We start from the raw sequence: 26661 nt of genomic DNA on the forward strand, positions 1-26661 counted from the left end.
GCACAGGCGCGATCGGGGCACGACGCGCGGCGAGCCCCGGCGGGATCCTGCGCCGATCCGCCTCTCGGCGCACGGAATCCGTGTCGGCTCGGCCTGGGAGAGCGGTTACACCTCGTCCGCGCGCAGGCGGCGCAGCAGATCCTCCAGCTCGGCGAAGAGAGGATCCGGTGCCGCGATGAGCAGCCCGGAGCCGAAGGGTGCGCCGTCGAGTCCCGCGACCCGCGCACCCGCCTCCTCGGCGATGAGGGCGCCCGCAGCGAGGTCCCACGGGTTCAGGCCCCGCTCGTAGTACGCGTTCAGCTGCCCGGTGGCCACCGAGCACAGGTCGAGCGCCGCCGAGCCGATGCGGCGGATGTCGCGGACCGAGCCCAGGAGCTCCTGCACCACGGCGCCCTGACGCATCCGGCGGCCCGCGTCGTAGCCGAAGCCGGTGCCCACCAGCGCGAGCGAGAGGGAGGAGGGAGCCGAGACCTGCAGCACGACTCCGTCCCGCTCGGCTCCCCCGCCTCGGCTGGCCGTGGTCACCTCGCCCGTCGCTCCGTTCACGACCGCGCCGGCGAGCGCGGTCCAGGTCGCGGGATCCGGCTCCCCCTCCACCACAGCGATGCTGACCGCGTAGGAGGGGATGCCGTAGAGGTAGTTGACGGTCCCGTCGATCGGATCGACGACCCAGGTCAGCCCGCTCGTGCCGCCCCCCGACCCCGACTCCTCGCCGAGGAAGCCGTCGTCCGGACGCGCCTCGGCCAGGCGCCGGCGGATCAGCTCCTCGACCTCCCGGTCCGCGGCCGTCACCACGTCCTCCGGGGACGACTTCGACGCGGCGATCTCGACACCGTCCTGCCGCCGCTGGCGGGCGAGATGCGCCGCCTCGACGGCGATCGAGCGGGCGATGGCGAGGAGGGGGGCGTTGTCGCTCATGGCCCCAGCCTAGGGATCGGGCCCATCATGAGGGGATGAGCACCCCTATCGCCCTCACGGGAGCCACCGGAGCCGTGGGCGGTCGCGTCGCGCGCGAGCTCGCCGACGCCGGTCACGCCCTCCGCCTGCTGGTCCGCGACCCGTCCCGCGCGCCCGAGCTCCCCGGGGCCGAGGTGGTGCGCTCCTCCTTCGCCGACGCGGGCGACTCGCTCGAGGGCGTGCGCCTCCTCCTGATGGTCTCCGCCTCCGAGAACGAGGAGCGCCGCGCCGAGCACCTCGCGTTCGTCGACGCAGCCGCCGCCGCGGGTGTCGAGCACGTCGTCTACACCTCCTTCGCCGGAGCCGCACCCGACGCGGTCTTCACCCTCGCCCGAGACCACGCGGCCACCGAGGACGCGATCCGCCGCTCCGGCATGGGCTGGACGTTCCTCCGCGACAACCTCTACCTCGACTTCCTGCCCGCGATGCTCGGCGAGGACGGCGCGATCCGCGGACCCGCGGGAACGGGCCGGGCCGCCGTCGTCGCGCGCGAGGATGTGGCCCGCGCCGCCGCCGCGGTCCTCCGCTCCCCCTCCGAACACCGCGGAGCCGCCTACGAGCTGACCGGGCCCGAGGCCCTCACCCTCGACGAGGTCGCCGCGACACTGACGGCGGCGGGCCGCCCCGCCGTGTACGTCGACGAGACCCTCGAGGAGGCGTACGCGTCACGCCGCCGCTGGAACGCACAGGACTGGCAGCTGGACGCCTGGGTCAGCACCTACTCCGCGATCGCCGCCGGACAGCTGGAGCACGTCTCGGGCGACGTCGAGCGGCTGACCGGACGGCCGCCGCTCTCCCTCGCGGGGTTCCTGGAGCAGGAGGCGCGGGGCTGAGGCGACGGCGCGGGCCGGGCCGACAGCGCGGGCCGGGCGACCGCGGAAGCCGGGCCGACGGCGTGCGGGGTGCGACGGGACGAAGACGCCGGGCCCGGCGATCCGCCGGACCGGTGCTCCCCCGGAAAGGCACTCCGCCGGAACGGCGATCCCCCGATATGCGGAACGCCCCGTGCATCTCGTGATGTCGGGGCGTCTGCTGGGTGTTCCTGCTCGGTGGCGAGTGAGGGATTCGAACCCCCGAAGGCTACGCCGTCTGATTTACAGTCAGATCCCTTTGGCCGCTAGGGTAACTCGCCGTGGCGCACCCGACCGCGTGTTCACAACCGGAGGCGCTCAGCAAGGATACCCACGCGACCGGCGGATCGGAAATCGGTGCCGCGAGGCCTCAGTCCGCCTCCGCCGCGTAGCGGGACGCCGCCTCCGCGACCTTCCCCGCGTAGCTCCCGGCCGGGTTGTAGGCCGCGATCGCCGCCCGCCATCCCGACTCCGTCGAGAGGTCGCCGCCGGCGTCGCAGAGGTACCGGGCGGCGGTCACCGCCTGCTGGTCCACGTTCTGCGGATCCCATCCGCTCGACGCCCACGCCATCCACGTCGCGGGGATGATCTGCAGCGGACCCATCGCCCGGTCGACCTCGGCGTCGCCGTCCAGAGCCCCGCCGTCGTTGTCGGGGACCCGGTCGAAGCGCGTTCCGTCCAGGCGCGGACCGTAGATCGGCTCCGTCGGCCGCCCGTCCTCGCCCAGCTCGCCGCCGTCGATCGTGCCGTGCCTGCTCTCGACGTAGCCGATGCCGGCCAGGGTCGCCCAGTCCAACCGGCAGTCGGGGTCGACCGACGCCGTGAGGAGGGCCGTGCCCGCGTAGGCGGTGAGCGCGCGCAGCGGGATGCCGCTCCCCTCGGACGCCGTGCCCAGCCACGCCTCGTCGGCGAGCAGGCGCACCGGCGTCGCCGCGGCCTGCTCGGGATCCTCCAGCACGACGGGGTCGGCCGCGACGGGAGCGGTCGCCGCGGGAGGGACGGTGGCCAGGCCCTCCTCGACCGTCAGCGCGGGCGGCCGCTGGCCGCAGCCGGCCAGGAGGAGGCCGGCGAGCGGGACGAGGACGAGAACGGGGAGGCGGCGCACCCCTCAGAGGTACCAGCCGCGCCTGGGGCCGGGCTCCGCCACGCCTGAAAGCTAAACTCGGAGCCATGGCAGATTCAACGTTCGACGTCGTCAGCAAGATCGACAAGATGGAGGCGGACAACGCCCTGAACCAGGCCCACAAGGAGGTCGAGCAGCGCTACGACTTCAAGAACGTCGGCGCCTCGATCGCCTGGAGCGGCGAGAAGATCCTGATCAAGGCCAACACCGAGGAGCGGGCGAACGCCATCCTCGACGTCTTCCAGTCGAAGCTGATCAAGCGCGGCATCAGCCTCAAGAGCCTCGATGCGGGCGAGCCCTTCGCGTCCGGCAAGGAGTACCGGATCGAGGCCACCCTCAAGGAGGGCATCGACCAGGAGCACGCGAAGAAGATCAACAAGCTCATCCGCGACGAGGCGCCGAAGTCGGTCAAGTCGCAGATCCAGGGCGACGAGCTCCGCGTCTCCTCGAAGAGCCGCGACGACCTCCAGGCGACCATGGCGCTCCTGCGCGGGGCCGACCTCGAGCTCGACCTCCAGTTCGTCAACTTCCGCTGAGGAATGACGCACACGGGAGCACGCGCGTGACCGCCGGCATCGACGAGCCCGACCGGCGGGGCCGCACCGGACTCGACCGGGAGGGCCTCGACCTCGTCGGGAACCCCGACGTCGTCGTGAAGGAGGTCACCCTCCTCTCGAGCGACTGGTACGTCCTCCGCACCACCCGCTTCGACTACCGGCACCGCGACGGCAGCTGGACCAGCGAGCAGCGCGAGACCTACGACCGGGGTAACGGCGCGGCGGTCCTGCTCTACGACGCCGACGCGCGCACCGTCGTTTTGATCCGGCAGTTCCGCTACCCCGCGTACGTGAACGGCGACCTCGACGGGATGCTCCTCGAAGTGCCCGCCGGTCTCCTGGACGAGGACGGGCCCGAGGAGGGCGCCCGCCGCGAGGCGTCCGAGGAGACCGGACTCGAGGTCGGCCGGCTCGAGCACGTGTTCGACGCGTTCATGAGCCCTGGCTCGGTCACCGAGAAGCTGCACTTCTACGCCGGCCGCTACCGCGCGGGCACCCGCAGCGGAGCGTTCGCGGGACTCGCCGACGAGGGCGAGGACATCGAGGTACTCGAGCTCTCGTTCGACGAGGCGCTGACCCAGATCGGCGTGCAGATCGTCGACGCGAAGACGATCATGCTCCTGCAGTGGGCGGCCCTGTCCGGCCCGTTCTCGCGCTGACCCGCGGACGTCGCGGCTGCGGACGCGTCAGCGCGCGTACTCGGCGAGGGCGCGTCCGGTCAGCGTGTCCGCCGCCGCGAGCCCGACCGGAGTCCCCTCGAAGACGATCGTCCCTCCGTCGTGCCCGGCTCCGGGCCCCACGTCGATGATCCAGTCCGCGTGCGCCATCAGGGCGCGGTGGTGCTCGATCACCACGACCGAGTTCCCGGAGTCGACCAGCCGGTCGAGCAGTCCGAGCAGCGTGTCGACGTCCGCGAGGTGCAGGCCCGTGGTCGGCTCGTCGAGCAGGTAGACGGATCCGGACGAGGCCATGTTGATCGCGAGCTTGAGGCGCTGACGCTCACCCCCGGACAGCGTGTTCAACGGCTGTCCGAGCGTGAGGTAGCCGAGACCGACGTCGACGAGACGGGCGAGCACCGTGTGCGCCGGTCCGCTCGCGAAGAACTCCGCGGCGTCGACGATCGGCATCGAGAGCACCTCGTGGATGTTCCTCCCGCGGAGGCGGTACTCGAGCACCTCAGCGGTGAACCGCTTGCCGTCGCACTCCTCGCAGACCGACGAGACCGTCGCGGCGGGGCCCAGCTCGGTGAAGATCATCCCGGCCCCCTTGCAGACGGGGCAGGCGCCTGCCGAGTTCGCGCTGAAGAGCGCCGGTCTCACACCGTTCGCCTTCGCGAAGGCCGCCCGGATCGCGTCGAGGACCCCGGTGTAGGTCGCCGGATTGCTGCGCCGCGAGCCGCGGATCGGCGACTGGTCGGCCACCACCACGCCCGGCCGACCCGCGAGCGAGCCGTGCAGGAGCGACGACTTGCCCGAGCCGGCGACTCCGGTGACGACGGTCAGCACGCCCAGCGGGACGTCCACGTCGACGCCGCGGAGGTTGTGCGTGGAGGCCCCGCGGATCTCCACCGCCCCGGTCGGACGGCGCACGGCCTCCTTCAGCGGGACGCGGTGACCGAGATGACGGCCCGTCAGGGTGTCGGACGTGCGCAGCTGCGCCACCGTCCCCTCGAACCGCAGCTCGCCGCCGTGCGCACCGGCCCTCGGACCGAGGTCGACCACGTGATCGGCGATCTCGATGATCTCCGGCTTGTGCTCGACCACCAGGACGGTGTTGCCCTTGTCCCGCAGGCGGCGCAGCAGCTCGATCATCCGCGAGACGTCGTGCGGGTGCAGACCCGCCGTCGGCTCGTCGAAGACGTACGTGACGTCCGTGAGGCTCGACCCCAGATGCCGCACCATCTTGACCCGCTGCGCCTCACCGCCCGAGAGGGTGCCCGACTCCCGATCGAGCGACAGGTAGCCGAGGCCGACCTGGACGAGGGCGTCGAGCGTCCCGAGGAGGGTCTCGACGATCGGAGCGACGGACGGCGCCTGCAGTCCGCGGAGCCACGCGGCGAGGTCGGTCGCCTGCAGCGCGGCGCACTCGGCGATGTTCCGGCCCCCGATGCGCGACTCCAGCGCCACCCGGGTGAGCCGGCCGCCTCCGCACTCGGGACAGGCGGCGAAGGTGGCCACCCGCTCGGCGAAGGCGCGGATGTGCGGCTGGGCCGCCTCCTTCGCCAGGTAGAGGCGGGTGACCTTCACCAGGAGGCCCTCGTAGGTCATCGTCATCCCGGCGATGGCCATCTTCGTGGCCGGACGGTGGAGGAACGCGTCCATCTGCTCGGGCGTGAAATCGGCGATCGGCACATCGGCCGGATAGAGGCCGGACTCGGCGAGGCCCTTCCAGTACCAGCCGCCGACGACGAAGTTGGGGATCGCGTCGAGAGCACCGCCCTCGAGCGACTTCGAGCGGTCGATCAGCGCGTCGAGGTCGATGCTCGACACCCGGCCCGTCCCCTCGCACCGGGGGCACATCCCCTCCGGCAGGTTGAAGGAGAACGCACCGCTCGTGCCCGCGTGCGGGTCGCCGATCCGGCTGAAGAGGATCCGCAGCATCGTGTACGCGTCGGTCGCCGTGCCGACCGTGGACCGGCCGTTCGACCCCATCCGCTCCTGATCGACGACGATCGTGGCCGACAGTCCGTCGAGCGACTCCACGTCCGGGCGAGCCGGCGACCCCATGAACTGCTGCACGAAGGCGGAGTAGGTCTCGTTGATGAGGCGCTGGGACTCGGCCGCGATGGTGCCGAAGACGAGCGACGACTTGCCGGAGCCCGAGACCCCGGTGAACACGGTGATCCTCCGCTTCGGGATGTCGACGTCGATCCCCCGGAGGTTGTTCTGGCGCGCACCGCGCACCCGGATGACGTCGTGGGGCGCGGCCGTGGTCATGCTGTCTCCGTCCAGAGCGGTGCCCGAATCCTAGAGGAGGTGCGCGGCGTCCGCGCCGGAACGACGAACGGCCCCCCGGAGTGCACCGGAGGGCCGTTCGGAGAGCACGCGTCAGAGCGCGACCGGCTCCGCCCGCGATATCGCGATCATGTCCTCGCGAGGAACGACCTTCACGCGCGCACGGCCCTCGGGCTCGCCGAGCGCCATCTCGTGCTCGTCCAGCCGGTGCCAGCCGTCGAGATCCGTGTAGGCGATGTCCCGCTCCTCGAGCAGGGCGACCACGGCCGCCTCCTCGGGGTGCTCGGGCGTCCACCAGGACGCCTGGTCGTTGACCACGTGCGCGACGGTCTCCATGGCGTCGGACTTGGTGTGCCCGATGAGGCCCACCGGTCCGCGCTTGATCCAGCCGGTCGCGTAGACGCCGTGGACCTGCTGGTCCTCGTCGTCCAGGACCTGGCCCTCGCGGTTCGGGATCACGCCGCGCATCTCGTCGAACGGGAGGCCGTCGAGCGGCGAGCCGAAGTAGCCGACCGCGCGGTACACGGCCTGCACGGGGACCTCGCGGATCTCACCCGTGCCGCGCACTCCGCCCTCGCCGTCCGGCTCGGTGCGCTCGTACCGGATCGCGCCGACCCGACCCGATCCGTCGTCCACGAACTCGAGCGGCTTCGCCCAGAAGTGCAGGTGGAGACGACGCGAGGCGCTCCCGACCTCGCGGGTGCGCCACTGGTTGAGCACCCGGTTGATGACCATGACCTGCTTGTTGGTCGCGATGGCGGCCTCCGAAGCGGGATCGAGGTCGAAGTCCTCGTCGGCGACGATCATGTCGACGTCGCGCAGCTCGCCCAGCTCGCGCAGCTCCAGCGGCGTGAACTTCACCTGAGCGGGACCGCGGCGCCCGAAGACGTGCACGTCGGTGACGGGAGAAGCCTTCAGCCCCTCGTAGACGTTCGGCGGGACCTCGGTGGGCAGGAGGTCCTCGGCGTGCTTCGCCAGCATCCGCGAGACGTCGAGCGCCACGTTGCCGTTGCCGATGACAGCGACGGAGGACGCCTCCAGCGGCCAGGTGCGCGACACGTCGGGGTGGCCGTCGAACCAGCTGACGAAGTCGGCCGCACCGTAGGAGCCCTCGAGCTCGACACCCGGGACGTCGAGCGGAGCGTCCCGGACGGCGCCGGTCGCGAAGATCACGGCGTGGTAGTGCCGCTTGAGATCCTCGAGCGTGATGTCGGTCCCGAAGTGCACGTTGCCGAAGATGCGGATGTCGCCCCGGTCGAGCACCTCCCGCAGCGCGGTGATGATCCCCTTGATGCGCGGGTGATCGGGCGCCACGCCGTAGCGGACCAGGCCGTAGGGCGCGGGCAGGTGCTCGAACAGATCGATCGAGACGTCGTACTTCTTCTCGGCCTTGATCATGAGGTCGGCGGCGTAGATGCCCGCGGGACCCGCGCCGACGATGGCCAGCCTGAGCTTGGTCATTGCGTTCCTCCTGCCGGGGCGCCGCAGCGCACAACCGGTCTCATTCCTGCGGCGCAGGGCGCGCCGCGACGATCGGGGTCAGCCGTTGCGCTCGACGACGGTGTCGGCGAAGCGCGTCAGCGCCTTGCGGACGGAGCCGTCGGGCAGCGGAGCGAGGGCGGCGACGGCCTCGTCGGCCCACCGGTGGGCCTCGGCGAGGGTCTGCGCGGTGACGTCGTGATCGCGCAGCTGAGCGATGGCGTCCGAGATGTCGGCGCTCTGCTCCTCCGTGTGCGCGATGGCGTCGTTCGAGCGGCTCACATAGCTCTCGATGCGGGCGAGGAGAGCCGCGGCGTCCCTGTCCGAGGAGGCGCGCTCGCGCAGGCGCAGGATCGGCAGCGTCGACACGCCGGCGCGGATGTCCGTGCCGGGGTTCTTGCCGGTCTCCTCCGGCTGGGGAGAGAGGTCGATCACGTCGTCGACGATCTGGAAGGCGACGCCGATCTTCTCGCCGAAGACGCGCATGGCCTCCTCGTACTCCTCCGGAGCCTCCGAGAACGCGACTCCCGTGCGGCCCGCCGCGGCGATCAGGGACCCGGTCTTGTCGGCCAGGACGGACAGGTAGTGCTCGACCGGGTCCTCGCCGTCGGTCGGGCCGACCGTCTCGTGCAGCTGCCCGAGGACGAGCCGCTCGAACGTGTCGGCCTGGAGCCGGATCGCCTTGTCGCCGAGCTCGACCATCAGCTGGTTCGCGCGGGCGAAGAGCAGATCGCCCGTCAGGATGGCCACGTTGTTGCCCCACACGGTCTGCGCCGACGGGACGCCGCGGCGCTTCTCCGCCTCGTCCATGACGTCGTCGTGGTAGAGCGATGCGAGATGCGTGATCTCGATCGCCTGCGCACCGAGCAGGACCTGCGGCGTGTTGCCGCGGCCCAGCGACGCGGCCAGGAGGGTGAGCATCGGGCGCACACGCTTGCCGCCCGCCTCGAGGAGGTACCGGGTGGAGACATCGGCCACAGCGTCCGCGAAGGACAGCTGCCGGACGAGACCCTCCTCGACCTGCTCCAGACCCGCGTCGATCGCGCGGGCGAGAGCCCGGTCCGACGAGGAGGAGAAGATGCGCTCGGAGAGGCCGAGCTGCGCCGTCAGAGACGGGCTGCGACGGGCGACGGGCGCAGTGGCGTTCACAGGGAAACCCTAACGTCTCGGCCTGTGCGGACCCCGGTCGTCATCGGGTCGCCGCGATCGGCTTGACGCCGCGGTGCAGCGCCACGATGCCAGCGGTCAGATCGCGGTAGGCCACGCGCTCGAAGCCCGCCGCGCGGAGCCAGGCGGCGACGACGCTCTGCTCCGGCCAGGCCCGGATGGAATCGCCGAGATAGTCGTACGCAGGATTGTTCGACGACGCGAGGCGCACGACGGCGGGCATGACCGTCGACAGGTAGAAGTCGTACGCGGCGGCCAGCGGAGCGATCGGCGGAGTCGAGAACTCGCAGATCACGACCCGGCCGCCGGGCTTCAGCACACGCAGGAACTCGGCGAGCGCCGTCCTCGGCTCGGCCACGTTGCGCAGACCGAACGAGATGGTCACGGCGTCGAACGACTCGTCCTCGAACGGGAGGTCCATCGCGTCGGCCTGGACGAACTCGATCCGGTCGTTGCCCGCCTGACGGCGACGGCCGACGGCGATCATCCCCGGGGAGAAGTCGGCTGCGACGACCTGGGCGCCCGACCGCGCCAGCGACGCGCTCGACGTTCCGGTGCCGGCCGCGATGTCGAGGATGCGCTCACCGGGAGCAGGGTTGACGGCGCGAGTCGTCGCGATCCGCCAGAGCCGGTCGTTCCCCACCGAGAGGAGTCCGTTCACCAGGTCGTAGGCGGGAGCCACGGTGTCGAACATCGAGGCGACCTCGTCGGGCCGTTTGGTGAGGTCTGCCTTCGTCACGATCCGCAAGTCTACGGCGAGACGCGGGACGGCGGCTGTGCATCCGCCGTCCCGCGCCCGGTCGGCGCGCTCCCCCCTGGGGAAGCGCCGGGACCGCCCCGCTCCGCCTCGCGCGGCGGCCCCGGACCGGATCACGGTAGCAACGGAGCCCTGCGCCCCGAGCCCCGCGGCATGGGACGTCCCACCTTCTGGCGCGGGCGTACCCTGCTGAGGTGACGCTCATCGGCGCTGGAACCCCCCTGCTGCGTGCGGAGACGACTCCACTGGACTCTCCGCCGTCGCTCCTCTCCCACTCCGACCCGAGGCGGCCCCTCCTCTGGCAGCGCGACGGCGCCGGCCTCAGCGGACGCGGCGAGGCCCTGCGCCTCGAGTTCTCGGGCCCGGAACGGCTGCGGGATGCCGCGGCGGCCTGGCGTCGGCTCTGCGACGCGGCGACGGTGGAGGACCGGGTCGGACTGCCCGGGACGGGGCTGGTCGCGTTCGGGACCTTCGCTTTCTCGAGCCGATCCGAGGCGACGAGCGTGCTGATCGTGCCGCGCACCGTGATCGGGACGCGCGACGGCCGGTCATGGCTGACGCGGATCACGATCGGCGAGGCGGAGAGACCGTATACGCCGAGCGAGGAGCCGCTGGGGGCGGAGTACCACGTGCCGCTCTCGCCGGGTGCGCTGCCGCCGGACGGGTACCGCGCGGCGATCGCTGCCGCGGTGGAGACGATCCGGGCGGGTGAGCTGTCCAAGGTCGTGATCGCGCGCGATCTGCAGGGGCGGCTCCCGCCGGGGGCGGACCTGCGTCGGATGCTGGGTGCGCTCACCGAGCGGTACCCGGACTGCTGGGGCTTCGCCGTGGACGGATTCCTCGGCGCCAGTCCGGAGACGCTGGTCGCGGTCGATCGGGGCGAGATCTCGGCGAGGGTGTTGGCCGGCACGGCCGCACGAGGCGAGGATCCCCTCGCCGACGCGGACGTGGAGGCCGCTCTGCTCGAGAGTCCGAAGGACCGCTCGGAGCACGCTTTCGCTCTCGCCAGTCTGGTCCGGGAACTCGAGCCCCACACACGGGAGCTGACGGCGGGCGCCGCCCCGTTCACGCTCCGCCTGCCGAATCTCTGGCACCTCGCGACGGACGTGCGAGGAATTCTGGGCGACTCCTCCAGCGCGCTCGATCTCGTCGATGCTCTTCACCCGACCGCGGCAGTGGCCGGCACTCCGACCGCCGACGCTCTTGCGCTCATCGAGCACCTGGAGCCCTTCGACCGCGGTCGGTACGCAGGACCCGTCGGCTGGATCGACGGCAACGGCGACGGCGAGTGGGCCGTCGGACTCCGCAGCGCCGAGGTCACGGCCGAGGGCGCGGTCACGGCCTGGGCGGGCGCCGGCATCGTGGCCGACAGCGTTCCCGAGTCCGAGCTCGCCGAGACCCGCATGAAGTTCCGCCCGATCACCGACGCGCTGGCATGACGCACGTCGGGAGTCGCTGAAGCCGTCGGCTACCCCGCCGGGTCGCTCTCGAGCCGGGGAGCACCCGGCCGTCGTCCTGCGCCCACCGGCGGACGCCCGGGCAGTGCCGGCGGCCGGGTCGTCACGCGACGGCCGGTCGGTGTGGTCCAGTCCGCTGTGCCGTCCGGATGGAGCAGATACGTCCAGCGGTCGCCGTGGCGCACGTGGTGGTGGGCGACGCACAGGGAGGCGAGGTTGTCGGGAGTCGTCTCTCCCCCGTTCGGCCATTCGACGCTGTGGTCGGTCTCCGTCGAGGACGCCGGCCGGGTGCAGCCCGGGAAGCGGCAGGTCTGGTCGCGGAGGCGGACCAGCAGCCTCATCCTCGGCGGTGGGAGCCGGTGGCGGCGCCCGACGGAGACGACCGCGCCGGTCTCCTCGTCGGTCAGCACGGGAGTGAAGGCGGCGTCGTCGTCGATGAGCGCTCGCACCGTCTCGGCAGGGATCGGCCCGTAGCCGTCGAGCTCGGCGGCCTCCTCGTCGTCACCCGCGGCGGTGCTCGCCGCCACGGTGACTCTCACCTCGGCCCGCAGCCCGGTCGAGGGCGCCGCGGCTCCCTCCGGAGTGGTCCCCGCCACGTCCCCGTGGCTGAGCAGGTCGGCCCACGCATCGGCGCGGAGCTGCGCCAGCGTCCGCAGATCGCGGTCCCCTTCGGCGCCGTCCCGCAGATCCCTCGCGATGCGGTCGAGCCGGGCGAGCGCTCCGACGGCCTCGGGCGCGGGGACGTGCGCGCAGACCGTCGCCATGCCGTCGATCCCGGCTGTCATCCACACCCGGCGGTCCTCGCGGGCGCGAGCGTGCCGCTCGGCGAGGGGCTCGTCGTGCAGCTCCTCCCGCACCCGCGCGAGGGCGTGGCGCAGCTGCCCCGGGGTCAGCGTCTCCGCGAGGTCGACGGCCCGGTCGTCATAGGCCGCGCGCGCCGCTGCGGGGAGGGTCGCCGCGACGGAGCAGATGAGCTGGCCGGCCTCCCAGCGCATTCTGGCGTCGGCGAGCGCGGAGCGGGTCCGCGGCAGCTCCTCCATCAGGAGCGAGGCGTGCAGCAGCTCCCTGGCGGCGGTGCGCTCGGAGACCCCGAGGGCGACGGCGAACTCCGCTCGGATCGACCGTTCGACGAGGTCCGTCGCATCCTTGCTGTCCGTCGAGGAGCCTCGGGCGAACGCGTCGGGACAGGTCAGCGCCGCGCGGTGTCCCGCGTGCAGCGCCTCCGCCGCGGACAGGAGCACCGGGGAGGCGCTCCTCGCGAGCGCCGCCGCCCGGTCGCCGAGGGCGAGGACCTCTCCTCGCACCGTCTCCGCATCAGCCATGCCTCCAGCGAAGCAGCAGCAGACGAGCTGCGGAGCTCGAACGAGGCGTCCCCGGGAGAACAGCGTCCGACGACGACCTGTAGAGGACCGACCGACCGGACCCGTGCGGACTCAGCGCTCGAGCCGGATCTCCACGACGCCCGGCCCGTCGCCCGGCGAGGTCAGCGCCTGCTCCAGCTCGCCGCGCGTCGCCGCACGACGGTGGCCCCACCCGTAAGCGCGCGCGAGAGCCTCCAGATCGGCGTTCTGCGGGGTGAACTGCACGCGATCGAACGCATCGGGATGCGAGCTCGATGCGACCTCGAGTCCGTCGAAGATCGTGCCGCCCCCGTCGTTCACGACGACGAGCTGCACGCGCGGGCGCCGTTCTCCGGGCGGGAGGAGGAGGCCGCCGGCCTCGTGGAGCAGAGTGAGATCACCGAGGACCGCGCGGGTGACTCCGCCCGCTCCCTGCTCGGTCGCCTGCGAAGCCACCGCGATCCCGAGAGCCGTCGAGATCGTGCCGTCGATGCCGGCGAGGCCGCGGTTCGCCAGGACGGATATCCGCTTGCCCGGCAGGGTCCCGTCGGCGACGCGGATCAGCCGCGACGCTCCGAACAGCAGCCGGTCGTGCGGCCAGGTGACCTTCCAGACCGCGGCGACGACGAAGTCGCGGGTGAGCGGTGCCCTGATCGCGGCGAGGGCGTTGCGCGCGTAGCCGCGGCGGTCCTCGACCGACATCGACCCGGCGTCGGGGACCTCGTCCAGCTCGTCGGGGTCGACCGTCAGGGCGCGGCTCGCGGACACCCAGGATCCGGCCCAAGCGCGCTCGCCGCGCTCGGGACGCGGCGACCCCTCGGGGCGGACCACGTCGACGCCTCCGACGCGGCGGGCGCGCCGGCCGGGGTTGTAGAACTGCTCGCGCACGGCGTCCACGACGATCACCTCGACGTCCTCGCGCCGCAGCAGCTCGGGGACCTCGCGGGAGAGCGTCGGGTGTCCGAGCACGATCGCCCGGCGGATGCGTCCGCCGAAGTCGGGCTCGCCGAGCAGGCGACGCCAGGCGACGACGAGCTGCGGTCCGAAGCGGGCGCCGGAGGAGACCTCGGCCAGCAGCGGCCAGTCGCCGGCGCGAGCGATCTCCTCGGCCGCGGCGCCCGCCTTGTCCCCGGCGATGACGACCGTGAGCGGCTCATCAGGGCCGGCGGTCACGACGGCACGCGGGATCCCGGATCCGACGGCGGGCGACGAGACCGGTTCGATCCGCTCGATGTCCGGCAGAGCGGAGGAGAGCGGATCGCGGAAGGAGAGGTTCAGGTGGACCGGCCCGCGGCGCGCCGCGGTGACGGCACGATCGGCGAGCGCCCGCGCGTCCTCGGACAGGGAGGCGTCGTCCGGAGCAGCGACGTCCTCGAACAGCCGCACGGCTCGCCCGTACAGCTCGCGCTGCTCGGCCGTCTGGTTCGAGCGGATGCCGCGCAGCTCGTCGGGCCGGTCGGCGGTCAGGACGATCATCGGCACGTCCGAGGCGTCCGCCTCGAGCACGGCCGGGTGCAGGTTCGCGGTCGCCGTGCCGGAGGTCGTGATGACGAGCGCCGGCATCCCGGATTCGAGGGCGAGGCCCAGCGCCAGGAACCCAGCGGAGCGCTCATCGATCCGCACGTGCAGCCGGACGTCGCCGCGGGTCTCGAGCTCGGCCGCCACCAGGGCGAGCGCCTGCGAGCGGGAGCCCGGAGCGACGACGACGTCGCGGACGCCGAGCGCGACGAAGCGGGTCAGGAGGTCGACCGCGAATCGGGTGGAGGGGGCGACCGGCCGGTGCTCAGGCATCCCGGCGGCCGGGGCCGTCGGCCTCGCCCTGCTCGTCCATGTCGGCGAGGTCGCGCTCGAGCTGGGCGATGCGCTCGGCCTGCAGGCGTTCCTCCTCGGGGTCGCGCTCGGTGCGGAGGGTGCCGAGGAAGTCGGGGTCGTCGTCCGGAGCGGTGTAGCGGCGGCCGGCGGCGCGCTGCTTTCGGGGGCGGCCGATCCAGAACCACAGTCCCGCACCGATGACCGGGAGGATCAGCACCACCAGGAGCCAGGACCACTTCGGGATCGCCCGCACGGCGTGACGGTTGCTCATCGCGACGTCGATCACGGTGTAGACCGTGAAGACGGCGAGGGCCACGAGCAGGCCGATGACGAGGCGGATCATGGACACGAGTCTACGTCCGGCACCCCCGTCGGGGAGGGTCCGCACGGACGCTGGACAGGAGGCTCCCACGGTGCTCACGGAAGCGCGTGCAGGGGCCGACGTACACTGTCCCGGTGAAACTGAGCCGCGCGGTCGTCGTCTACTCGCTCCTGCGCCTGGCGATGTTCGCCGGCGTCTTCGTGCTGGTGTACCTGCCGGCGCGCACCTTCGTCGACTCGGAGCTGACGGCCGCGGTCACCGCGGGCTTCGTCGCCGCGATCGCGAGCCTGTCCCTCTCCTACATCCTGCTGAGGAAGCCCCGCGAGCGCATCGCGGAGGCGATCTACGAGCGCCGCAAGGACGTCCCGCGCGCTCCGACCGACGACGACGTCGAGGACGCCGCGGTCGACGCGACCCGCGACGACCGCTGAGCCGGGCGATCCCGCCGGCGAGGGCTCCCCTCGGACGCGCTGACCCCGCTCGCACCAGGCCCGGCACGCAACAGCCGATCTCACCCGAATCCGGCCCACCCTAGCCCGCCTCGTGCGAGCCGCCGCTCTAGAACGCCAGCGCCGCCCCGAGGATCACCGCGTAGGCGAGCCCGCCCAGGCTGGTCAGCTGCAGCGCCAGGATGAGCTCCTTCGCCGTCTTCGCCGTCAGGGTGATCAGGATGGCCGGCAGGATCATCAGAAGCACGAAGAGCGTCAGCCACGCCAGCGGGTAGAACAGCGCGAGGATCACCGCGATGCCGAACGGGATCAGCACGAAACCCGTGTAGATCGCTCGGGACACGGCCGGTCCTGCGAGCACCGCGAGGGTCCGCTTGCCCGAGAGGCGGTCGGTCGGGATGTCGCGGATGTTGTTGACCATGAGCACGGCGCAGGCGAACAGGCCCGCCGCCACGGCGCCGAGCCACGACTCCTGGTTGGTGCGGCCGATCTGCACGAACGTGGTGCCGACGGTGGCGACCAGGCCGAAGAACACGAAGACGAAGAGCTCGCCGAGCCCGAGGTAGCCGTAGGGGCGGCGTCCGCCGGTGTAGAACCAGCCGGCCGCGATCGCCGCCGCGCCGACGATCAGGAACCACCACTGCCCCGAGAGGGCGGTGAGCACGAGGCCGGCGACGGCCGCGATCCCGAAGAAGACCAGGGCGACGGTGAGCACCTGGCGGGGCTTCGCCGCTCCGGAGCCGGTCAGCCGCGAGGGTCCGACGCGGTTGGCGTCGGTGCCGCGCACGCCGTCGGAGTAGTCGTTGGCGTAGTTGACGGCGATCTGCAGGGCGAGCGAGACGGCCAGGCAGAGCAGGGCGCGCACCCAGTGCCAGCCCTCGTCGACGACCTGGGTCGCTCCGGTGCCGATGAGCACGGGGGCGACGGCCAGCGGGAGGGTGCGGAGGCGGGCGCCGGCGATCCACTCGCGGGGACCGGCGGGCTTCACGACGACCGCTCGCGGGCTGCCCCCGGGGCGGCCGCTGGAGGACTTCTTCTTGCGACTCGTACTCGACACGGAGGGAATCCTACCCACCGGCCCGTCGACGCTCGGAGCCGGTCAGGCCTGCTCGGCGAGCACCTCGAGGGCGCGGCGGTCGGGCTTCCCGGAGGCGAGGAGGGGGATGCGGCCGACGGGCAGCACGGCCGCGGGAGCGGCGGCGCGCCCGAGGCGGTCGGCGATCAGGGCGCGCAGGTCGGTGAGCGGGGGAGCCTCCTCCGCCGTCACGACGACCGGGACCTCGCCCCACTGCTCGTCCGCCCGCCGCACGACGACCGCGTCGGGGACGGTCCCCTCGCGCAGCACGGCCTCGACGGCGTCGAGCGACACCTTCTCCCCGCCCGACACGATCACGCGGTCGAGCCGACCGGTCACCCGGAGGCGCCCGTCGACGATCGACCCCGCGTCGCCCGTGCGGTACCAGCGCTCCCCGTCGATCTCGAGGAAGGCGGCGGCGCTGCGCTCGTGGTCGATCGCGCCGTCGGCGTCGAGGTAGCCCTCCGCGAGGGTCGGCCCGCCGAGCAGCACCTGCCCGTCCTCGACGCGCATCCGCACGTCGTGGAGCGGGACGCCGTCGTAGACGCAGCCACCGGACGTCTCGCTCGATCCGTAGGTCAGGCGGATGCGCACACCGAGGGCGGCGGCGCGGTCCCGCAGCGGCTGCGGCGTCGCCTGGCCGCCGATCAGGAGCGCGTCGAACGAGCGGAGCGCCTCGGCCGCGGCCGGATCGCGCTCGGCGAGATCCAGCAGCCTCGCGAGCTGCACGGGGACCAGCGAGGAGTACCGCCGTTCCCCCGCCGGCATCGTCCGAGCGAGAGCGAGGAAGGCCGCCGCGTCGAAGCCGCCGGCCGGGAGGACGACCGGGTCGGCCTCCGCCGTCAGCGAGCGGACGAGCACCTGTAGTCCCGCGACGTAGTGCGTCGGCAGGCAGAGCAGCCAGCGTCCCGGCCCGCCCAGCTCGGCGAGGGTCGCGGAGGCGCTGGTGAGCAGGGCCGCTGTCGAGAGCGCGACCCGCTTGGGCGGCCCCGACGAGCCCGAGGTCTCGACGACGACGGCGACGCGCTGCGGCACGACGCCATCCTCGGAGGCGGTCGCAGCGCCGGGGGCGGAGACGCGGATCGCCGGGCCGCTGCCGTCCAGGGCCGCGCGAAGAGCGAGGAGGACGGCCTCGACCGTCGCGTCGACACCGGCGAGCGGGCGGGTCACCTGCGTGCCCTCCGGCTCAGAACTGCCACGGGAACGGCGACCAGTCGGGCTCGCGCTTCTCGAGGAAGGAGTCGCGTCCCTCGACGGCCTCGTCGGTGCCGTAGGCGAGGCGCGTGGTCTCGCCCGCGAAGAGCTGCTGGCCCACGAGGCCGTCGTCCACGGCGTTGAACGCGTACTTCAGCATCCGGATGGCCGTGGGCGACTTAGTGAGGATCGTCTCGGCCCACTCCACCGCGGTCGTCTCGAGCTCGGCGTGCGGGACGACCGCGTTCACGGCACCCATCTCGTAGGCGCGCTGCGCGGAGTACTCCCGCGCGAGGAAGAACACCTCGCGCGCGGCCTTCTGCCCGATCTGGCGGGCGAAGTACGCCGAGCCGTAGCCCGCGTCGAAGGAGCCGACGTCGGCGTCCGTCTGCTTGAAGCGCCCGTGCTCGGCGGAGGCGAGGGTGAGGTCGCAGACCACGTGCAGCGAGTGCCCGCCTCCCGCGGCCCAGCCGGGGACGGCCGCGATGACGACCTTCGGCATGAAGCGGATGAGGCGCTGCACCTCGAGGATGTGCAGGCGGCCGTTCCGCGCGGAGTCGATGCCCTCGGCGGTCTCGCCGTCGGAGTACCGGTAGCCGTCGCGGCCGCGGATCCGCTGGTCTCCCCCGGAGCAGAACGCCCAGCCCCCGTCGCGCGGGCTCGGGCCGTTGCCGGTGAGGATGACGACGCCGATGCGCGGGTTCGTCCGGGCGTCCTCGAGGGCGCGGAACAGCTCGTCGACCGTGCGCGGCCGGAACGCGTTGCGGACCTCGGGCCGGTCGAACGCGACCCGCGCGATGCGGCCGGAGCGGTCGTGGTGGTAGGTGATGTCCTCGAGTGCGTCGAAGCCGTCGACGGCCGCCCAGCGGTGCGCGTCGAACAGTTCGGAGACCTGCGTGCTCATGTCATGACCCTACTGATCCGGACTGCACGGCGACTCGACACCGCTCGGGCAGACGGAAGGGGACCCCGCTGACGCGGAGTCCCCTTCCCGGTGCTCGCCCCTACTTGGCGGCGGAGGTGGTGCGGTTCTCGGCCGACACCATCCAGGCGTACTGCTCGAGGCTCTGGATGATCGCGTGGAGGAGGTCCGCGCTGGTCGGGTCCTCCTCGTCCACCTGGTCGTGGACCTCGCGCATGGTGGCGGCGGTGTTCTCGAGGCGGATCGTGACCAGGTCGACGGTCTCGGCCGTGTCGATCTCGCCGTGCGGGTACTCGGGGAGGGTGGTGGTCGCGGCGACGGTGTCGCTGCGGCCGTCCGGGATCCCGTGGAGGGCGCGCATGCGCTCGGCGATGTCGTCGCTGAACTCGCGCGCGGCCTCGATGATCTCGTCGAGCTGCAGGTGGAGGTCGCGGAAGTTCTTGCCGACGACGTTCCAGTGGGCCTGCTTGCCCTGGACGTGGAGCTCGATCAGGTCGACGAGGACGATCTGGAGGCTGTCGAGCAGCTCCTTGGAGGCCTTGAAGCCCTTCTCGGCGTTCTGACGGCGGCTGGTCTTGGCACCGGAGCCCGCGGGGGCTTCGACGTGGCGTTCGAGGGTGGTGGTCATGGACCGTTCCTTTCTCTTGCAGTGCCGGGTGCGGTGTCCCGCCCCGAGTCTGGCTTCTTCGGCTGGACGGCGCCCGCACGCGCGGGGTGCGCGCGCTGGACGGGGCCCGTGGTTGCGGGGATCAGATCGTGGCGACGGATCCGGAGTCGACGCGGTAGTTCGAGCCGTTCACGAACGAGGCGCGGTCGGAGCAGAGGAAGGCGATCACGGCTGCGACCTCCTCGGCCTCGCCCCGGCGCTTCAGCTCCATGTACGGGCGCTCCTCGTCGAGGAAGGACGAGATCGCCTCGTCGACCGAGGTGCCCCTCTGCTCGGCGCGCTTGGACATCATCGCGTCGGTCATCGGAGTGCGGATGAACGCGGGCGAGACCGTGTTCACGAGCAGGCCCTCCTGCGCGTAGGAGCGCGAGAGGCCCTTGGCGAAGGCGAGGACGCCCGCCTTCGCGGCGCAGTAGGGCAGTTCGTCGTCGTAGGGCTGCACGGCGTCCTCGGAGGCGGTGAGCACGAGCCGGCCCCAGCCTCCGGTGCGGAGGTCGGGGAGGAACTCGCGCACGAGCCGCACAGGCCCGAGCAGATCGACCTCGAGGGTGCTGGTCCAGCCCTCGTCGTCGATCTCGTGGAAGAGGCCCTGCGCCCCCGTGACTCCGGCGCACTGCACGAGGATGTCGATCGCGCCGACCGCTCCGGCCACGCGGCGATGCAGCTCGACGAGCTGCTCCGTGCTGGTGACGTCGGCGGCGAAGGCGTGCAGGCGGCCCTCCGGAGCGTCGAGCCCGGCCGCCGCCCGGTCCAGCTCCGCCTGGTCCTTGTCGGTGATCACGACGGTCGCGCCCTCGGCGAGGAGGAGCTGCGCCGTGGCCAGGCCGATGCCGGAGTCGCCTCCGGTGACGAGGGCGGTGCGGCCGGTGATCCCGAGATCCATGCTGAGGTGCTCCTTGTGGGTGCGGTGCGAGGGGGTGGTACCGGTCTACGCCCCTCGGAGCCGGCCCTCAACGGGTTGCGCGGACGCCGTCGGCGGGGTTACGCGCGGCCGACCTTCTTCGGCGCCAGCTCCTCGATGGTGATGGCCGCGTTGATCAACGCGAGGTGGCTGAGCCCCTGCGGCAGGTTGCCCCAGAAGGCCAGGTCGTCGACCGCGATCATCTCGGACATGATCCCGACGTCGTTCGGGACCGTGGCGACGAGCTCGTCCATCAGGGCGACCGACTCGTCGTGCCGACCGACGCAGGCCAGGGCGGAGGCGAGCCAGAACGAGCAGGCCACGAACGGGTGCTCCTCGCCCTCCATGCCGGAGTAGCGGAACAGCAGCGCGCCGCGGCCCAGCTCCTTCACCAGGGCGTCGATGGTCGAGATCATCCGCTCGCCGCGCTCGTAGCCGCTGGGCGCGTGCAGGAGCACCGAGGCGTCCAGCTCCTCGCTGCCCGGGTACATCACGTAGGAGCCGAGCTCCTCGGACCAGCAGTGCTCCTCGATCCACTCCCGGATGCGGTCGCGCTCGAAGCGCCAGCGGTCGGGGCTGCCCGCGACCTGGCCGAGCTCCGCCAGGTGCACGGCCGCGTCGAGCGCCTGCCAGCAGCCCATCTTCGAGGAGGTGTAGTGCTGCTCCTCCTCCAGCTCCCACATGCCCGCATCGCGGTTCCGCCACAGGTCGCAGGTGGTGTCGGCGACGCGGGCGAGGAGCCGACCGGTCTGGATGTCGAGGACGTTGCCCTCGTCGACGTAGATGCGGCAGATGTCGAAGAGGTCGCCGAAGACGCCCAGCTGCAGCTGGCTCTGCGCTGCGTTGCCGGCGACGACCGGGCCGATGCCGGCGTAGCCCGGGACGTCGAACTCCTCGAGGACGGTCGGCATGGAGCCGTCGAGTCCGTAGAAGATGTGCAGGTCCGGCCCGTGCTCCTTGATCGTGCGGAGGAGCCAGGACAGCGCGGCGTGCGTCTCCTCGCGCAGGCCGAAGCGCACCAGCGCGTGCATCGTGTACGCGGCGTCGCGCACCCAGGCGAAGCGGTAGTCCCAGTTCTTGCCGCCGTTGGGCGACTCCGGGAGCGACGTGGTCGCGGCCGCGGCGATGGCTCCTGTGGGCGAGTAGATCAGCAGCTTGAGCGCGAGGGCGCTGCGCTGGACGGCCTCGGACCACGGGCCGTCGTAGGAGAACTCCTCCGACCAGTTCTGCCAGCTGCGGATGGTGCGGTCGATGCCGCGGTCGACGTTCTTCGCGACCGGGAAGTGCAGCGGCTCGTCATGCGTGGCCGACACGACCAGGACGTGCCGCACGGCGTCCTTCCCCGCGGTCACGACGAAGGAGCCCGTCAGCTCGTCGCCGGCGCCGGAGGGCGCGTCGTCGCCGTCGGGCCCGTGCTCCTGCCCGGTGACGCCGATGGTGATGTCTCCGGCGCGGATGAGCGAGCGGCCGTCGGCGTTCTGGATCCACGGGGAGAACCGGCCGAGTCCCGTTCCGGGACGCACGGCCCACCGCATCCGCACCTCGCCGTCGACACCGTCCACGCGGCGCGCGAGCTCGGCCCACGGGAGGCGGCCCGCGATCCCGGTGACGAGCGCGTCCGTCACGCGGACGGTCCCCGACTCGGTGGTGAAGGTGGTCTCGAGGACGTTCGTGTCGCGGATGTAGGCGCGCGAGACCTCGGCGGGCTCCTCGGGGGCGAGCTCGACGCAGCCGCCGGACTCGGCGTCGATCAGGGCGGCGAAGGCGGGGGTGGAGCCGAGGTCCGGGACGGGCATCCAGTCGACGCTGCCGTCCTTCGCGATCAGGGCGACCGTGCGACCGTCTCCGATCGCGGCGTAGTCGCGCAGGGGCCTGGTCGAGCGGGGTGCAGCCATCCCCTCACCGTAGGGCGCGGGCGGTGCACCGATTCGGGCTTGCGGGCGGACGGGCTTGCTTGTAGCGCCCGGTCAGGTCGTGGCGACTCCGCCGTACTCCTCGAGGCGGTCGGTGAACTCGCCGCGGTCCTCGTCCTGGAGGACCCCGTTCGCGTACCCCGCCAGGAACGCGCCCTGCGGGTCCGGCGAGAGGCCGACTCCGTCGAGCATGTCGGCGACCAGGCCGGTCGGATCGGCGTCGAGGTCGACGAGGCCCAGCTCGATCGCGGGCACGAGGTCGGCGGATGAGCGGGCGGTGACGATCCAGAGCGCGGCCGAGGCCTCCTCGTCCGAGAGGTCGCCGTCGAGCTCGTAGCCCGCCTCCGACCACTCCTCGGGGGTGTCGGCCACCTCGACGTCGTCGAAGCCGAGAGGCGAGAGCGCTGCGGTGAAACGGTCGACCGCCGCCTGCCTGTCGGCGTCGGTCGAGACGTCGGCGGCGGCGTACTCGGTCGCCGAGATGTAGTCGTAGAGGAGGGAGGGCCCGCCGTAGGCGTTCTGCGACTGCTCGTAGTACTCGTCGTCGGCCGAGGTCCACTCCTCGGGGACGGCGCCCTCGACGGCCGCGACGGCCTTCTCGGCACTCGCGCGCACGTCCTCCGCGGACGGCTGGCCGAGGATCGTCGCGGCGTCGCCGTCCTGGTAGCCGGGGTAGTCGTAGAGCGGATCGGACGGGTCCCCGCTGCCGAACGGGTCGTCCGTCGGGTCGCCGAACGGCTCGGACGGAGCGCTCGTCGACGCGCTGCCGGCGGCGGAGTCGAGCGCGCCGCCCACTCCGACGGCGACGAGCGTGCCGAGCACGCCGGTGTAGACGACGCCCACGAGGAGGCTCGTGCCCAGCGCGATCCAGGCGCCCCTGCCGAGCGGGCGGTGGGAGGGGACGGAGCCCTGCGTCGGGCCCGGGGCGGGCGCGGGCGGCGGGCTCATCGGCATCTGGCTCATCGCACTCCTCCGGACTCCAACGGCAGCCTCGTCAGTCTGGCACCTCGGCGGGCGCTCGGAGGAGGGACCCCGGGGGCTTGCGCGCGCGTCGCCGACCTCCTGCGCCCGGGTGGCCGCCGCGTCGCCCCGGCCGGTGGACAATGGCCGGATGGACGACGTCGTGCCCGCCTCCCCGCTCCCCTCCCTCGGCGAGATCGACGCGGGACTCCGCGTCGTCGCTCTGCCGCTGCGCACCCGCTTCCGCGGTGTGGACCACCGCGAGATCGCGCTCGTGCGCGGCCCCGAGGGCTGGACCGAGTTCTCGCCCTTCCTCGAGTACGGCGCAGAGGAGTCGGCGGCGTGGCTCCGGGCGGCGATCGACTACGGCTGGAGCGAGCAGCCGGCACCGCTGCGCGACCGCATCCCGGTGAACGCGACCATCCCGGCCGTCGCACCGCACGAGGTCGCCGCCGTGCTCGCGAGCTACCACGGCTGCCGCACGGCGAAGGTGAAGGTCGCCGAGCGCGGCCAGACGCTGGCCGACGACGTGGCCCGGGTCGTCGAGGTCCGCCGCCTGCTCGGTCCGGAGGGCCGGATCCGCGTGGACGCGAACGGCGGCTGGAACCTCGACGAGGCCGAGCACGCCGTCCACGCCCTCGCGGAGTCCGACCTCGAGTACGTCGAGCAGCCGTGCGCGAGCGTCGACGAGCTGGCGGAGCTGCGCTACCGGGTGAAGTACATGGGCATCCCGATCGCCGCCGACGAGAGCGTCCGCAAGGCCGCCGATCCACTCGCCGTCGCCCGGGCAAGAGCCGCGGACCTGCTGGTCGTGAAGGTCCAGCCGCTCGGGGGGACGCGCCGGGCGCTGGCCCTCGTCGCCGAGGCGGGGCTGCCGGCGGTGGTCTCGAGCGCGATCGACAGCTCGGTCGGACTCGCCATGGGCGCCGCCCTGGCCGCGGCGCTCCCCGAGCTGCCCTTCGACTGCGGACTCGGCACCGCGTCCCTCCTCGCCGCGGACGTCACGGAGCGGCCGCTGCGGCCGGTCGACGGCAGCATCCCCGTCGGCCGCGTGGAGGTCTCGGAGGAGCTCCTCTCCCGTCACGCCGTGTCGCCGGAGCGGCTCGCCTGGTGGCGGGCGCGGCTCCGCGACTCCTACGCGCTGCTCTGATCGTCGGCGGCGGGCGCCGCGTCCGAGGAGCGGCAGAATGGGAGCGTCGGCCGTCGGTGCCCGACGCATCCCCCACCCTCGAGCATCGGAGCACCGTGAGCGCATCGACCGTCCCCGTCCCCGTCTTCCTCGACTGCGACACCGGCATCGACGACTCGCTCGCCCTGGCGTACCTCCTCCGCTCGCCCCGGGCCCGCCTCGTCGGGATCAGCACGGTCAGCGGCAACACCGACGCCCGCCGGGCCGCGGTCAACAGCCTCGGCCTGCTGGCGCTGGCCGGCCGCGACGACGTGCCGGTCGCCGTGGGGGCGCACCACTTCCTCGAGGAGGACTACGCCGGCGGATCTCCGCACGTGCACGGCGACGACGGCATCGGCGGGGTCGCGCTGCCCGAGGGCGGCGAGCCGGTCGACGAGGATCCGGCCGACCTCCTCCTCCGTCTCGCCCGTGAGCACGAGGGCGAGCTGCGGCTGGTCGCGATCGGCCCGCTGACGAATCTCGCGATCGCCCTCCGTGCGCACCCGGAGATCGCGTCCCTCGTCCACTCGGTGACCGTGATGGGCGGAGCCGCGCTGGTCCCCGGCAACGTGACCGCCGTGGCGGAGGCCAACATCTGGCACGACCCTGCGGCCGCCGCCGAGGTCGTCGCGGCCGACTGGGATCTGACGCTCGTGCCCCTGGACGTGACCATGCGGCACCTGCTGACGGAGGAGGATCGCGCCGTCCTGCTCGCGTCGCCCGATCCCCTCGCGCAGGCCATCGGGCAGGCGCTCGACTTCTACTTCGACTTCTACGTCGGCCACTTCGGCGAGCGCACCGCTGCCATGCACGACCCCATGGCCGCCGCGATCGCCGTCGACGCCGTCGCCCTCACCTCCGCCCCGCGCGTCCACGTCACTGTCGACGCCACCCACGGCCCCGGCCGCGGCCAGACCGTCGCCGACCTCCGCGGCATCTACCGCGGCGTCCACCCCTCCGACGCCCGCACCCGCATCGTCCTCGCCCTCGACGCCCCTTTCGCCCCCCACCTCATCGGCGTCGTCACCGCCGTCTGACCCGCGCGGGGCCACCCGAAGCCCGTCCGTGCCCCCGGCCGCGACGCGCCCGTTCCTCGATCAGCACGCACCGACCCGGCGCTTCCGTACGCGGGAACTCGACAGGCTCGCTCCGAGCGTTCGTGTCAGGGGATCTCGATACTCGCGCTGCTCACTACTCGATCAGCATGTCCCGTCGACCGCCGTCCCCCCGCACTCCCGCGAAGCGCAGCTCCCCAGAACCCGACCGCGCAGCGGAGCGCTCCCCCACGGCGATCGCGAAGCGGAGCCCACCCACCTCGGCGACCGCGAAGCGGAGCCCACGCAGACCCGACCGCGAAGCGGAGCCCACCCACCACCGCGACCGCGAAGCGGAGCACTCCCCCACGGCGACCGCGAAGCGGAGCCCACCCAGACCCGACCGCGAAGCGGAGGCCCTCCCGCGGCGAACGCGAAGCGGAGCCGTCCCCAGTGCGCGTCCTGGTGGGCGGTCGGCGGGGCCTGGTGGGGTCGATCGCAAGGCGGAGGCGTCGGGCGTAGCGGCGCTACGTTCGTCGCCGACAACGCCGCGAGGGACCCCGCCAGGCCCCGCCGATCACATGCCGGTGTCGAGGCCGGAGTAGGCGTGGAGTCCCTTGAAGAACACGTTGACGACGCCGAAGTTGAACATGACGGCGGCGAAGCCGACGATGGCGAGCCAGGCGGAGGGGGTGCCGCGCCAGCCGCGGGTGGCGCGGGCGTGGATGTAGCCGGCGTAGATGGTCCAGATGATGAAGGTCCAGACCTCCTTGGTGTCCCAGCCCCAGTAGCGGCCCCAGGCCTTCTCGGCCCAGACGGCGCCGGCGATGAGCGTGAAGGTCCAGAGGATGAAGCCGAGGATCGTGACGCGGTAGGCGAGGTTCTCGAGGGTGAGGGAGCTGGGCAGGGTGCCCAGGAAGCGGAGGACCGAGCGGGGGCTGTCGCCGGAGGATTCGCGGCGTGCCTGGAGGAGCTGGGTGACCGAGAGCGCGAAGCCGAGGGCGAAGAACGCGGTGCCGAGGATCGCGACGAGCACGTGGATGACCAGCCAGTAGGACTGGAGTGCCGGCGGGAGCGGGACGACGGCGACGTAGTAGTTGACGGTCGCGATGCCGAGGAGCACCAGGACGAGGCCGGTGATGAACGCTCCGAGGAAGCGGAGGTCCCAGCGCAGCTGGACGGCGAGGAAGACGCCGATGATGATGAGCGTCCCGGTCATCGAGAACTCGTACATGTTCGCCCAGGGGACGCGGCCGGCGGCGACGCCGCGGAGGACGGTCGCGGCGAGGTGCAGCACGAAGCCGAGGAGCGTGAGCGAGAACCCGATGCGCATGGTCTTCGAGCGGGCGGGGGCGCGGTAGACCTCGTCCTCGACGCGGCTGCCGATGCGGGAGAGCGTCGCGGTGCGTCCGGAGCCTGCGGCGGCGACGGTGGCCTTGCCGCTGGCCGCGCGGTCGGCGGCGGCCGCGGAGGCGACGCGCTCCGCCTCCTGCACGACCTCGATCGACTCGCCGTCGGCCAGGGAGGCGCGGCGGGCGAGGTCGATCGCGAAGAAGACGAACGCCATGGCGTAAATGCCCATGGCGGAGGAGAGGCACAGCA

The 26661-nt window shown here is 72.6% G+C and carries 24 protein-coding genes and 1 tRNA gene; 7 read left to right on the forward strand and 18 right to left on the reverse strand.

Going from position 1 to position 26661, the window contains the following annotated elements; genetic code table 11:
• Window positions 1-105: 105 nt before the first annotated feature.
• Entirely contained in the window at window positions 106-918 is an 813-nt protein-coding gene (locus C5B95_RS02420) for an inositol monophosphatase family protein (protein WP_104247938.1), read from the reverse strand.
• 35 nt (window positions 919-953) lie between these two features.
• On the opposite strand from C5B95_RS02420, the gene C5B95_RS02425 reads away from it, so the two are divergent.
• On the forward strand, window positions 954-1790 hold the full coding sequence (locus C5B95_RS02425; RefSeq protein ID WP_104348398.1) for an SDR family oxidoreductase: 837 nt from the start codon (window positions 954-956) through the stop codon (window positions 1788-1790).
• 217 nt (window positions 1791-2007) lie between these two features.
• On the opposite strand, the gene C5B95_RS02430 is transcribed toward C5B95_RS02425, so the two are convergent.
• Both C5B95_RS02430 and C5B95_RS02435 read right to left on the reverse strand, forming a co-directional pair.
• Window positions 2008-2089, reverse strand: a tRNA-Tyr gene (locus C5B95_RS02430).
• Window positions 2090-2178: 89 nt separating this feature from the next.
• Entirely contained in the window at window positions 2179-2913 is a 735-nt protein-coding gene (locus tag C5B95_RS02435; RefSeq protein ID WP_104348399.1) for a hypothetical protein, read from the reverse strand.
• A gap of 65 nt (window positions 2914-2978) precedes the next feature.
• Between C5B95_RS02435 and C5B95_RS02440 the strand changes: the two genes are divergently transcribed.
• Both C5B95_RS02440 and C5B95_RS02445 read left to right on the forward strand, forming a co-directional pair.
• Window positions 2979-3467, forward strand: coding sequence for a YajQ family cyclic di-GMP-binding protein (locus C5B95_RS02440; protein WP_104223606.1), 489 nt, complete (start codon window positions 2979-2981; stop codon window positions 3465-3467).
• A 26-nt stretch (window positions 3468-3493) separates the two neighbouring features.
• Window positions 3494-4147, forward strand: a complete 654-nt coding sequence (locus C5B95_RS02445) for an NUDIX domain-containing protein (protein WP_104282427.1) — start codon at window positions 3494-3496, stop codon at window positions 4145-4147.
• 27 nt (window positions 4148-4174) lie between these two features.
• On the opposite strand, the gene C5B95_RS02450 is transcribed toward C5B95_RS02445, so the two are convergent.
• From C5B95_RS02450 to ubiE, 4 genes are all read right to left on the reverse strand, one after another.
• The gene (locus C5B95_RS02450) at window positions 4175-6424 is read right to left on the reverse strand and encodes an excinuclease ABC subunit UvrA (protein ID WP_104348400.1); all 2250 of its coding nucleotides are present in this window, start codon (window positions 6422-6424) and stop codon (window positions 4175-4177) included.
• Window positions 6425-6535: 111 nt separating this feature from the next.
• On the reverse strand, window positions 6536-7903 hold the full coding sequence (locus C5B95_RS02455; RefSeq protein ID WP_104348401.1) for an FAD-dependent oxidoreductase: 1368 nt from the start codon (window positions 7901-7903) through the stop codon (window positions 6536-6538).
• Between the two features lie 78 nt (window positions 7904-7981).
• Window positions 7982-9070 carry a polyprenyl synthetase family protein gene (locus tag C5B95_RS02460; RefSeq protein ID WP_104223602.1) on the reverse strand — a complete coding sequence of 363 codons (1089 nt, stop codon included), beginning with the start codon at window positions 9068-9070 and terminating at the stop codon, window positions 7982-7984.
• A 40-nt stretch (window positions 9071-9110) separates the two neighbouring features.
• Window positions 9111-9827: a bifunctional demethylmenaquinone methyltransferase/2-methoxy-6-polyprenyl-1,4-benzoquinol methylase UbiE gene (ubiE, locus tag C5B95_RS02465; RefSeq protein ID WP_104226060.1), complete on the reverse strand. Its 717-nt coding sequence runs from the start codon at window positions 9825-9827 to the stop codon at window positions 9111-9113.
• A gap of 212 nt (window positions 9828-10039) precedes the next feature.
• Between ubiE and C5B95_RS02470 the strand changes: the two genes are divergently transcribed.
• Entirely contained in the window at window positions 10040-11284 is a 1245-nt protein-coding gene (locus C5B95_RS02470) for an isochorismate synthase MenF (RefSeq protein ID WP_374954247.1), read from the forward strand.
• Between the two features lie 29 nt (window positions 11285-11313).
• Here C5B95_RS02470 and C5B95_RS02475 read toward each other — a convergent pair whose 3' ends face one another.
• The 3 genes from C5B95_RS02475 to C5B95_RS02485 all read right to left on the reverse strand — a co-directional run bounded on the left by C5B95_RS02475 (window position 11314) and on the right by C5B95_RS02485 (window position 14797).
• Window positions 11314-12624: an HNH endonuclease signature motif containing protein gene (locus C5B95_RS02475; protein ID WP_104348402.1), complete on the reverse strand. Its 1311-nt coding sequence runs from the start codon at window positions 12622-12624 to the stop codon at window positions 11314-11316.
• Between the two features lie 111 nt (window positions 12625-12735).
• Window positions 12736-14433, reverse strand: a complete 1698-nt coding sequence (menD, locus tag C5B95_RS02480; RefSeq protein WP_104348403.1) for a 2-succinyl-5-enolpyruvyl-6-hydroxy-3-cyclohexene-1-carboxylic-acid synthase — start codon at window positions 14431-14433, stop codon at window positions 12736-12738.
• Window positions 14426-14797, reverse strand: a complete 372-nt coding sequence (locus C5B95_RS02485) for a PLD nuclease N-terminal domain-containing protein (RefSeq protein ID WP_104225908.1) — start codon at window positions 14795-14797, stop codon at window positions 14426-14428. Before C5B95_RS02485 ends, menD begins: the two co-directional genes overlap by 8 nt.
• A gap of 113 nt (window positions 14798-14910) precedes the next feature.
• On the opposite strand from C5B95_RS02485, the gene C5B95_RS02490 reads away from it, so the two are divergent.
• On the forward strand, window positions 14911-15207 hold the full coding sequence (locus C5B95_RS02490; protein ID WP_104239140.1) for a DUF4229 domain-containing protein: 297 nt from the start codon (window positions 14911-14913) through the stop codon (window positions 15205-15207).
• Between the two features lie 127 nt (window positions 15208-15334).
• Here the strand turns inward: C5B95_RS02490 and C5B95_RS02495 are convergent, their stop codons facing one another.
• The 7 genes from C5B95_RS02495 to C5B95_RS02525 all read right to left on the reverse strand — a co-directional run bounded on the left by C5B95_RS02495 (window position 15335) and on the right by C5B95_RS02525 (window position 22860).
• Window positions 15335-16282 (reverse strand): 1,4-dihydroxy-2-naphthoate polyprenyltransferase, encoded by a 948-nt coding sequence (locus tag C5B95_RS02495; protein WP_374953116.1) that lies wholly within the window; start codon window positions 16280-16282, stop codon window positions 15335-15337.
• 42 nt (window positions 16283-16324) lie between these two features.
• Window positions 16325-17470: an AMP-binding protein gene (locus tag C5B95_RS02500; RefSeq protein WP_181067975.1), complete on the reverse strand. Its 1146-nt coding sequence runs from the start codon at window positions 17468-17470 to the stop codon at window positions 16325-16327.
• Between the two features lie 16 nt (window positions 17471-17486).
• On the reverse strand, window positions 17487-18398 hold the full coding sequence (locus tag C5B95_RS02505; RefSeq protein WP_068255374.1) for a 1,4-dihydroxy-2-naphthoyl-CoA synthase: 912 nt from the start codon (window positions 18396-18398) through the stop codon (window positions 17487-17489).
• 100 nt (window positions 18399-18498) lie between these two features.
• Window positions 18499-19044 carry a Dps family protein gene (locus C5B95_RS02510; RefSeq protein ID WP_104223596.1) on the reverse strand — a complete coding sequence of 182 codons (546 nt, stop codon included), beginning with the start codon at window positions 19042-19044 and terminating at the stop codon, window positions 18499-18501.
• A gap of 121 nt (window positions 19045-19165) precedes the next feature.
• Window positions 19166-19966 carry an SDR family NAD(P)-dependent oxidoreductase gene (locus C5B95_RS02515; protein ID WP_104223595.1) on the reverse strand — a complete coding sequence of 267 codons (801 nt, stop codon included), beginning with the start codon at window positions 19964-19966 and terminating at the stop codon, window positions 19166-19168.
• A gap of 98 nt (window positions 19967-20064) precedes the next feature.
• Complete coding sequence (locus C5B95_RS02520; RefSeq protein WP_104233419.1) at window positions 20065-21879, reverse strand: glycoside hydrolase family 15 protein; 1815 nt, start codon at window positions 21877-21879, stop codon at window positions 20065-20067.
• 72 nt (window positions 21880-21951) lie between these two features.
• Window positions 21952-22860, reverse strand: a complete 909-nt coding sequence (locus C5B95_RS02525; RefSeq protein WP_104233420.1) for a hypothetical protein — start codon at window positions 22858-22860, stop codon at window positions 21952-21954.
• A 148-nt stretch (window positions 22861-23008) separates the two neighbouring features.
• Between C5B95_RS02525 and C5B95_RS02530 the strand changes: the two genes are divergently transcribed.
• Window positions 23009-24007: an o-succinylbenzoate synthase gene (locus C5B95_RS02530; protein WP_104233421.1), complete on the forward strand. Its 999-nt coding sequence runs from the start codon at window positions 23009-23011 to the stop codon at window positions 24005-24007.
• A gap of 95 nt (window positions 24008-24102) precedes the next feature.
• The gene (locus C5B95_RS02535; protein WP_104348494.1) at window positions 24103-25062 is read left to right on the forward strand and encodes a nucleoside hydrolase; all 960 of its coding nucleotides are present in this window, start codon (window positions 24103-24105) and stop codon (window positions 25060-25062) included.
• 574 nt (window positions 25063-25636) lie between these two features.
• Here the strand turns inward: C5B95_RS02535 and ccsB are convergent.
• Complete coding sequence (gene ccsB / locus C5B95_RS02540; protein ID WP_104348495.1) at window positions 25637-26641, reverse strand: c-type cytochrome biogenesis protein CcsB; 1005 nt, start codon at window positions 26639-26641, stop codon at window positions 25637-25639.
• Window positions 26642-26661: the final 20 nt, after the last annotated feature.

The organism is Rathayibacter sp. AY1A7, assembly GCF_002930845.1.
GTDB lineage: Bacteria > Actinomycetota > Actinomycetes > Actinomycetales > Microbacteriaceae > Rathayibacter.

What these genes read in the sequence shown, in the direction of transcription:
- C5B95_RS02420 (WP_104247938.1), bottom strand. Translation starts at nt 918, where the DNA reads ATGAGCGACAACGCCCCCCTCCTCGCCATCGCCCGCTCGATCGCCGTC.
- C5B95_RS02425 (WP_104348398.1), top strand. Translation starts at nt 954, where the DNA reads ATGAGCACCCCTATCGCCCTCACGGGAGCCACCGGAGCCGTGGGCGGT.
- C5B95_RS02440 (WP_104223606.1), top strand. Translation starts at nt 2,979, where the DNA reads ATGGCAGATTCAACGTTCGACGTCGTCAGCAAGATCGACAAGATGGAG.
- C5B95_RS02450 (WP_104348400.1), bottom strand. Translation starts at nt 6,424, where the DNA reads ATGACCACGGCCGCGCCCCACGACGTCATCCGGGTGCGCGGTGCGCGC.
- C5B95_RS02455 (WP_104348401.1), bottom strand. Translation starts at nt 7,903, where the DNA reads ATGACCAAGCTCAGGCTGGCCATCGTCGGCGCGGGTCCCGCGGGCATC.
- C5B95_RS02475 (WP_104348402.1), bottom strand. Translation starts at nt 12,624, where the DNA reads ATGGCTGATGCGGAGACGGTGCGAGGAGAGGTCCTCGCCCTCGGCGAC.
- menD (WP_104348403.1), bottom strand. Translation starts at nt 14,433, where the DNA reads ATGCCTGAGCACCGGCCGGTCGCCCCCTCCACCCGATTCGCGGTCGAC.
- C5B95_RS02485 (WP_104225908.1), bottom strand. Translation starts at nt 14,797, where the DNA reads ATGATCCGCCTCGTCATCGGCCTGCTCGTGGCCCTCGCCGTCTTCACG.
- C5B95_RS02505 (WP_068255374.1), bottom strand. Translation starts at nt 18,398, where the DNA reads ATGAGCACGCAGGTCTCCGAACTGTTCGACGCGCACCGCTGGGCGGCC.
- C5B95_RS02510 (WP_104223596.1), bottom strand. Translation starts at nt 19,044, where the DNA reads ATGACCACCACCCTCGAACGCCACGTCGAAGCCCCCGCGGGCTCCGGT.
- C5B95_RS02515 (WP_104223595.1), bottom strand. Translation starts at nt 19,966, where the DNA reads ATGGATCTCGGGATCACCGGCCGCACCGCCCTCGTCACCGGAGGCGAC.
- C5B95_RS02520 (WP_104233419.1), bottom strand. Translation starts at nt 21,879, where the DNA reads ATGGCTGCACCCCGCTCGACCAGGCCCCTGCGCGACTACGCCGCGATC.
- C5B95_RS02525 (WP_104233420.1), bottom strand. Translation starts at nt 22,860, where the DNA reads ATGAGCCAGATGCCGATGAGCCCGCCGCCCGCGCCCGCCCCGGGCCCG.
- C5B95_RS02530 (WP_104233421.1), top strand. Translation starts at nt 23,009, where the DNA reads ATGGACGACGTCGTGCCCGCCTCCCCGCTCCCCTCCCTCGGCGAGATC.
- ccsB (WP_104348495.1), bottom strand. Translation starts at nt 26,641, where the DNA reads ATGGGCATTTACGCCATGGCGTTCGTCTTCTTCGCGATCGACCTCGCC.